This window comes from Phytoactinopolyspora endophytica, assembly GCF_004138495.1.
GTDB lineage: Bacteria > Actinomycetota > Actinomycetes > Jiangellales > Jiangellaceae > Phytoactinopolyspora > Phytoactinopolyspora endophytica.
Genome location: NZ_ML142855.1, coordinates 93,176 through 99,685, shown reverse-complemented (window position 1 = coordinate 99,685; position 6,510 = coordinate 93,176). Strand labels below are relative to the sequence as shown.

The following is a 6,510-nucleotide window of genomic DNA, read 5'->3' as shown; positions in this document are numbered from 1 at the left end:
GCGCCCCAGGAAACCGTCGCCTACCGGCACGGAGAGCACCTCACCGGTGCGGCGTACCGTCTGTCCTTCCTCGATGCCCTTGAACTCACCGAGAACCACGACGCCGATCTCGCGTTCCTCAAGGTTGAGTGCCAGGCCCAGCGTGCCGTTCTCGAACTCCAGCAGCTCGTTGGCCATCGCCGAATGAAGTCCCTCGACGTGAGCGATGCCGTCGCCGGCGTCCACAACCCGGCCGACCTCTTCGCGAGAGGCCTCCGGCGCGTACGACTGGACATGTCGCTCGATCGCGTCCCGGATCTCTTCCGGCCGGATCGTCAGCTCCGCCATCTTTGGTCCCTACTCTTTCGTCCTCGAAACCCGTGGATTGTTACGTTTTACGCCTAGCTGACCAGCCGCCGGCGTATCTCTTCAAGCCGATGAGCGACGCTGCCGTCGATGACCTCGTCGCCGATGCGGACCTTGACGCCACCGAGTACCTCGGCGTCGACCTCCAACTGGACGTCCACATCCCGACGGTAGATCCGGCCCAGCGCCGCGGCCAACCTGGTCTCCTGGTCCGCACTGATCGGCGCCGCGACCGTCACCTTCGCCAGCAACCGCTCCCGACGTCGCGATGACTGCTCGACCAGCGCTGCCAGAGCGTTGCCCAGGTCACGGCCGCGCGGGTACTGCACCAGGTGCCGGACTAGCTCCAGCGTGACCGGGTCCACCTTGCCCTCGAGCAGGCCGTGCAGCAGTTCGGACTTCTTCTGGGCATCGACGGACCGATCGGACAGGGCCTGTCGCAGTTGCTCGTCGCCGGCGACCAGGCGGTCGATCCGAAACAGCTCGTCCTCGACCGTGTCGAGCCTGCCGGCGGCCTCAGCCGAGATCAACGCGGCTTCGAAGCCGAGCCCTTCGACGGCTTCGACGAGGTCGCGGCCGCTGTTCCATCGGCGCCCGGCGGCGTCGGCGACGATCTCCATCGCGACCAAGGCGATCTTGCCCTCGAAGACCGACCGCGCCAACGCTTCCCGGGACGCCTTCTCGGTGCCCGAATCGGAGAGCGCGTTGCGCAGACCCGACGCGCCGGCGAGAACGTTGGACGCGGCGATGAGCTCAGACGACAGCTCAGTCTGACCTGCCACCTCCCGCTCGCCGAGCGCCTCGCGGGCCGCGGAGAACGACGTCCGGCTCGACCCCAACATCAGCGTGTCTCCTGTCCATCCGCGGCGACGGTCTCGCCGTCCGCGGCGACGGTCTCGAGGTCGGAGATGAAGCGCTCGACAGTGGCGTTGACCTTCTGCTCGTCGAGCGTCTCACCGACGATCTTCTCCGCGAGCTCCGTGGCCAGCCGCCCGACATCACGGGAGAGCACGTTGCGCACCCGGTCCGCCTCGGCAGACAGCTGCACCTCCGCCCGCTCGGTGACCGCCGCGGCGGCCTCCTGGGCCTCGGTGCGGGCCTCGGCCACGATGGACTGCCGCTCGGACTGGGCGTCGGCCCGGATCTGAGCGGCGTCGGCCCGGGCTTCGGCGAGCTGCTCGCGGTACTGCGCCAGCAACGCCTGCGCCTCGCTACGCTCGACCTCCGCCTGCTCCAGCTTCTGTTCGATGCCTTCACTTCGGGCCGCCAGGGCCTTCTTCATGTTCGGCAGTACGAACTTCCAGAAGATCCAGAAGAGCGCGACGAACATCACCGCGCTCCAGAAGATGTCGTACCACGGCGGTATGAAGAGGTCTATGCCCTCCGGCACATCACCTTCGGCTGCATGCACCATGTCATGACTCACGTGAAGAGGAACCCGGCGACGATACCCAGCAGGGCCAGTGCCTCTACCAGGGCGATACCGATGAACATGTTGACACGCAGGACGCCGGTGGCCTCGGGCTGACGGGCCATGCCCTCCAGCGCCTTACCGATCAGGATGCCAAGGCCAATGCCCGGACCGATCGCGGCGAGGCCATAGCCAATGGCGTTGACGTTGCCCTCAACCTGAGCGAGAAGCTCCACGGTGTTTCCTTTCTTGTGTTGGCGTCCAGGCGGGATACCAGGACGTCGACTGTGCCGTTAGTGGCTTTCACTCTCCGCACCCGCGATATAGAGCGCGGTGAGAAGCGTAAAGATATAGGCCTGCAGGACGGCGACGAGGATCTCGAACGCGGTGATGAAGAAACCCATCGCCACCGCGCCGAGCCCGAACGGCTTCAGCACCGTATCGGCGTCCAGCAGCAGGTAGTTGGCGCCGGAGAAGAACAGCACCAGCATCAGGTGTCCGGCCATCATGTTCGCCAGCAGACGGATGGTCAGCGTGATCGGCCGCAGGATGAATGTGGACAGGAACTCGATAGGCGTCAGCAGAACATAGATCAGCTTCGGCACACCTGGCGGAAACAGGTTGGATTTCATGTAGCTGCCGAAGCCGTGCTTGCGAATTCCGGCCGCGTTGAATACCACCCATGCCAGCACGGCGAGCATCATCGGGATTGCCACGACGCTGGTGCCGGCCAGGTTCAAGAACGGGATGACCCCGGCGATATTCATCGCCAGGATAAAGAAGAACAGCGTGACCATGTATGGCAGGTAACGCCTGCCGCTGGCGCCCATGATCGTGTCGATGATCTGGACCTGCACGAAGTTGACGGCCAGCTCGCCGAGATTCTGAATCCCTCTCGGCACGATTTTGGGATTGCGGAAGGCGATGATGAAGAACGACGCGACCGCAATGGTCATGATCAGCTGAACCAGGTTGACACGGTTGAACTCGAAGATCGTGTCTTCGAAGAGGATCGCCGGAGGGAAGAAGTCCACCAGCGACGGAGCGTGGAATCCGTCGTCCTCAGCGGCGAGGTAGGTCGTCGTCGTGAGCGCGCTCAGGGTCTTCTCCGTTGGGATCGAGGCCCGGGGCAGCTTCCCGGCCATACCGTGTATAGATGATGTAGCCCGACAGGACAAAACCAATGACTATGCCGGTCGGCACGCCGAACGACACGTCAGCGATTCTATCCACCCCGAAGCCGAGCAGACCGTACAGGAGTGGCCCGGCGAACAGGGTGCCAATGATGTGCCAGACAATCCCCTCCCCACCGTGGGAAGTATGTGCCTGTTCACTCATTCGGCGCCCCGACCATACCAAGCCCCCACGGGCGTGCCTCACACACCCCTGGCCTCCCCTTGTGCGGCATCCTCAACCAGTGCCACATTATCACTGTCCTTGCTGGTCAGAGGCTTTTGTCCGGAGACATCGACGTAAGGGACCCGGGTGCGAAGCACCACGATCCCTTCGGCGGCCAGCCACCCGGCGACGCCGACGACGAACGAGACGAAGAACGCCATCCGATCGAAGAACTCCGCGTCTTTCACCAATGCCATGATCACCATCAGTACGATGATCTTGAGCAGCCACGATCCGACGACGACACCGACGAAGCGGGTGTTGTCCAACCGGGCGGCCAGTACACCTGTCAGTACAGTGGCGCCGAAGAACGCGGCCGGGATCGCGAGCCCTAGGAGGATCCCCAGGCCGACCTCGGAGCCTCCGAGCGCCCATCCGAGGACCGCACCCACTGGCAACAGAACCGTCAGCCCCACACCTGTGATGGTGAGGACTCGCCGCATCGGCGCCAAGAATGCCGCCACACCCGGCGGCGGCGTTGTGGGTTCGGACACGGGCAGACAGCCTACGTGCTGCGCCAGCTCCATGCCTAAATGATCTTCCGCACGGCCCCTCGTATCGCGTCCGGCAACGTGGGGCCCAGGCCGCTCGATGTGCAGGACGCAAGGTGGCCGGCACTCACCCGGCGGCCGGTGTGCGACGCTGCAACAGACGACGGGGACGGCGGGTGGTGAACGCGATCAGCACCACGATCGCGACGCCGAGCAAGGCATAGATGGTCCAGTCACCGACGAGCGCGATAGCGACGACGCCGCCGGCCACAAGCGCTGCCCACGCCCACATGATCGCCGCTACGCGGCCGTCCGAGTGGCCGACCTCGCGCAGCCGATGGTGCAGATGCTTCTTGTCGGGCGAGTTGAACATCCGTCCTTCCCGCGTCCGGCGGACCACGGCCAGGAGCATGTCCAGGAAGGGCAAGGCGATCACCGCGGCCGGGAGGATAAGTGGCAGCAGCGCGAGCAGGAACGTGGTCTCTTCCACCTCGTGGCTCGCCGACCGGCCGGTGAGCGTGATGGAACCGGCGGCGAGCAGCAGGCCGAGCAGCATCGCCCCTGAGTCACCCATGAAAATCCGCGCGGGTGAGACGTTGTGTGGGAGAAACCCCGCGCACATGCCCATCAGCACCACCGCGACCAACGCCGGCGTGGTCATCCGTGTGTCGCCCTGCTCGACCGCAAGCAGGTAGGTGTAGGAGAAGAACGCCGCCGCGCCGATACCGACCACGCCGGCGGCCAAGCCGTCCAGCCCGTCGATGAAGTTGACCGCGTTCGCGGTCCCGACGACCAGCAGCACGGTCAGCAACGCACGTTGCGAGGGATCGAGCGTAAAGACACCGTTCGGCAACGGCACCCACAGCAGTTCCACGCCTTGAACGACGAGCAGCCCCGCGGCCAGAAGCTGCCCGGCGAACTTCGCCAACGCCGACAGGTCCCAGATGTCATCGGCCACGCCAACCAGGCAGATGACGATGGCGGCGGTGATCAGCGCTTGCGCGTCGGTGGACTCCACGAACACATCGCGCATGCGAGGCAGATAGCTGGCCACCAGCAGTGCACCGAGCATGCCGACCAGCATGGCCACGCCACCCATACGAGGCACGACGCCTTTGTGCACGTCACGATCGCGTGGTGGGGGGATCGCGCCCACCCAGTGGGCGATCCTCCCGCATAACGCCACCACCAGGTAGGTCAGGGAGGCCGCGACGAAGAATGTCAGCAGGTACTCGCGCACGTGGCGACAGCACCTTTCCATCCCACGGGCGGCACCGATGCACGGGTACCTCGTACCAAGCCGGCCTTGCTCACGCTCGCAACTCTACGTCCCGCCCATGCCCTCGATCCGGACGTCGGGCGACACCCGTTGGCTCCATGCCCCGCCGGCGCCGGCCGGTCCACCCGGCAGCGCGCGGCGTCGCGCAGGTCGAGAGGTCCCATGCGCCGGGGTGTCCTACTTCTCGACGGTGTCGTCAGCAGTGTGCGACGAGCCCGCATCCGTGCTTCCCCGCGATCCGTCGACCTGAGCGTCGTCGACCTCAGGGCCGCCGGCCTCAGGGTCTCCGGCCTCAGAGTCTCCGGCCTCAGAGTCTCCGGCCTCAGAGTCTCCGGCCTCAGAGTCTCCGGCCTCAGAGTCTCCGGCCTCAGAGTCTCCGTCCTCAGCCTGCTGGCCATGAACATCGTCGGTCTCAGAGCCGATCTCGAAACCGTCAGCCTCAGCCACGGCGACCTCAGCATCGTCGGCCTCAGGACCGCTCGCCGCGCCCTGATCCGCGCCGGCCTCGGCGTCGCTCCGGGACTCGGCGTCACCGGCACCCGACGCCGACTCGGCGGTCACGGCATCGGCCGGGTCGTCCGTCGCGGGCTCGCCTGTGTCCGCTGCCTTCTCAGCCGCTGTACCGGTCGGCTCCACGGTCGCCGCCGATGTCTCCTCGGTCGAGGCCTCCTCAGCCGAGGTTTCCTCGGTCGAGGCCTGCTCAGGGCCGATGATCTCCGGAACGACCTCGCGGAGCTGCTCCAGGCTGATCGCGCCGGCACGCACCACCCGCGGTACCTCTCCGGTGACGTCGACGATCGTGGACGGGACGTCGGCGGCGGTCATCCCGGCCTCAAGATAGACGGCGATCGCATCGCCGAGCTGCTCACGTGCATCCTGGGCCGACCGCGCGGGCGGCTGACCGGACAGGTTCGCGCTGCTGACGCCCATCGGCCCGGTCTTTCGCAGCAGTTCTAACGCCACGTCGTGCTCCGGCATACGCACCACCACGGTGCCGCCGGTGTCGCCGAGGTTCCAATCCAACGACGGCTGCTCGTGGCAGAGCAGGCTCAGCCCACCCGGCCAGAAGACGGCGGCCAGCGCCTCCGACGCCTCGTTGGTGACCGCTACGCCGGTCCACGCGTCCGCGGAACCGACCAGGACCGGAACCGGCATGTCCGGTCCGCGGCCTTTGGCGTCGAGCAGTTTGCGCACCGCATCAGGCGAGAACGCGTCGGCGCCGACGCCATAGACCGTATCCGTAGGTAGCACGACCAGCCGTCCGGCTTTGATCGCACGCGCGGCCACACCCATGCCGCGGGTCCGCTTGGTCGGGTCTGAGCAGTCATAGAGCAGGGCCACGCCGTGTATTTAACCGTGTCCCGCCTACCGTTGCCTATCCGGGGCGCCCCCGGACCCGGATCACGCAGAGGTGGAGGAGCAACGCTCACCCGGTCACCCGGCTGCCAGCCGGGCGGTGACGTAGCGCGGCCGCTCGTTGAGGTCGAGGTGATCGGCGACGTCGGACCACCTGCCAGTGCCGGCGAACACCGCAGGGGCCGACTCCCCCTGTTCGTCCGCATGCTCGGCGATCACCACGCCCCCGG

7 protein-coding genes and 1 pseudogene are annotated in these 6,510 nt (G+C 66.3%); all 8 read right to left on the bottom strand.

Features of this window, described 5'->3' with window-relative positions; translation table 11 throughout:
- Positions 1-327 (bottom strand): annotated as a pseudogene (locus ELR45_RS40925) (F0F1 ATP synthase subunit alpha); the annotation flags it as partial.
- A gap of 53 nt (positions 328-380) precedes the next feature.
- Complete coding sequence (locus tag ELR45_RS15285) at positions 381-1,187, bottom strand: F0F1 ATP synthase subunit delta (RefSeq protein ID WP_129667191.1); 807 nt, start codon at positions 1,185-1,187, stop codon at positions 381-383.
- Complete coding sequence (locus ELR45_RS15280) at positions 1,187-1,771, bottom strand: F0F1 ATP synthase subunit B (RefSeq protein ID WP_205856637.1); 585 nt, start codon at positions 1,769-1,771, stop codon at positions 1,187-1,189. Before ELR45_RS15280 ends, ELR45_RS15285 begins: the two co-directional genes overlap by 1 nt.
- A complete protein-coding gene (gene atpE / locus ELR45_RS15275) occupies positions 1,768-1,992 on the bottom strand; it encodes a F0F1 ATP synthase subunit C (protein WP_129667189.1) in 225 nt (74 codons plus the stop codon). The genes ELR45_RS15280 and atpE overlap by 4 nt, the downstream gene beginning before the upstream one ends.
- Before the next feature lie 57 nt (positions 1,993-2,049).
- On the bottom strand, positions 2,050-2,901 hold the full coding sequence (atpB, locus tag ELR45_RS15270) for a F0F1 ATP synthase subunit A (RefSeq protein ID WP_129667188.1): 852 nt from the start codon (positions 2,899-2,901) through the stop codon (positions 2,050-2,052).
- Positions 2,902-3,132: 231 nt separating this feature from the next.
- On the bottom strand, positions 3,133-3,648 hold the full coding sequence (locus ELR45_RS15265) for a Cg1360 family ATP-synthase-associated protein (RefSeq protein ID WP_129667187.1): 516 nt from the start codon (positions 3,646-3,648) through the stop codon (positions 3,133-3,135).
- A 124-nt stretch (positions 3,649-3,772) separates the two neighbouring features.
- Positions 3,773-4,885: an MraY family glycosyltransferase gene (locus ELR45_RS15260; RefSeq protein ID WP_129667186.1), complete on the bottom strand. Its 1,113-nt coding sequence runs from the start codon at positions 4,883-4,885 to the stop codon at positions 3,773-3,775.
- A gap of 216 nt (positions 4,886-5,101) precedes the next feature.
- Positions 5,102-6,265, bottom strand: coding sequence for an L-threonylcarbamoyladenylate synthase (locus ELR45_RS37900; RefSeq protein ID WP_205856636.1), 1,164 nt, complete (start codon positions 6,263-6,265; stop codon positions 5,102-5,104).
- Between the last annotated feature and the right edge of the window lie 245 nt (positions 6,266-6,510).

Excerpts from the sequence above, each read along its gene's own strand:
- atpB (WP_129667188.1), bottom strand. The coding sequence starts at position 2,901 with ATGGCCGGGAAGCTGCCCCGGGCCTCGATCCCAACGGAGAAGACCCTG.
- ELR45_RS15285 (WP_129667191.1), bottom strand. The coding sequence starts at position 1,187 with ATGTTGGGGTCGAGCCGGACGTCGTTCTCCGCGGCCCGCGAGGCGCTC.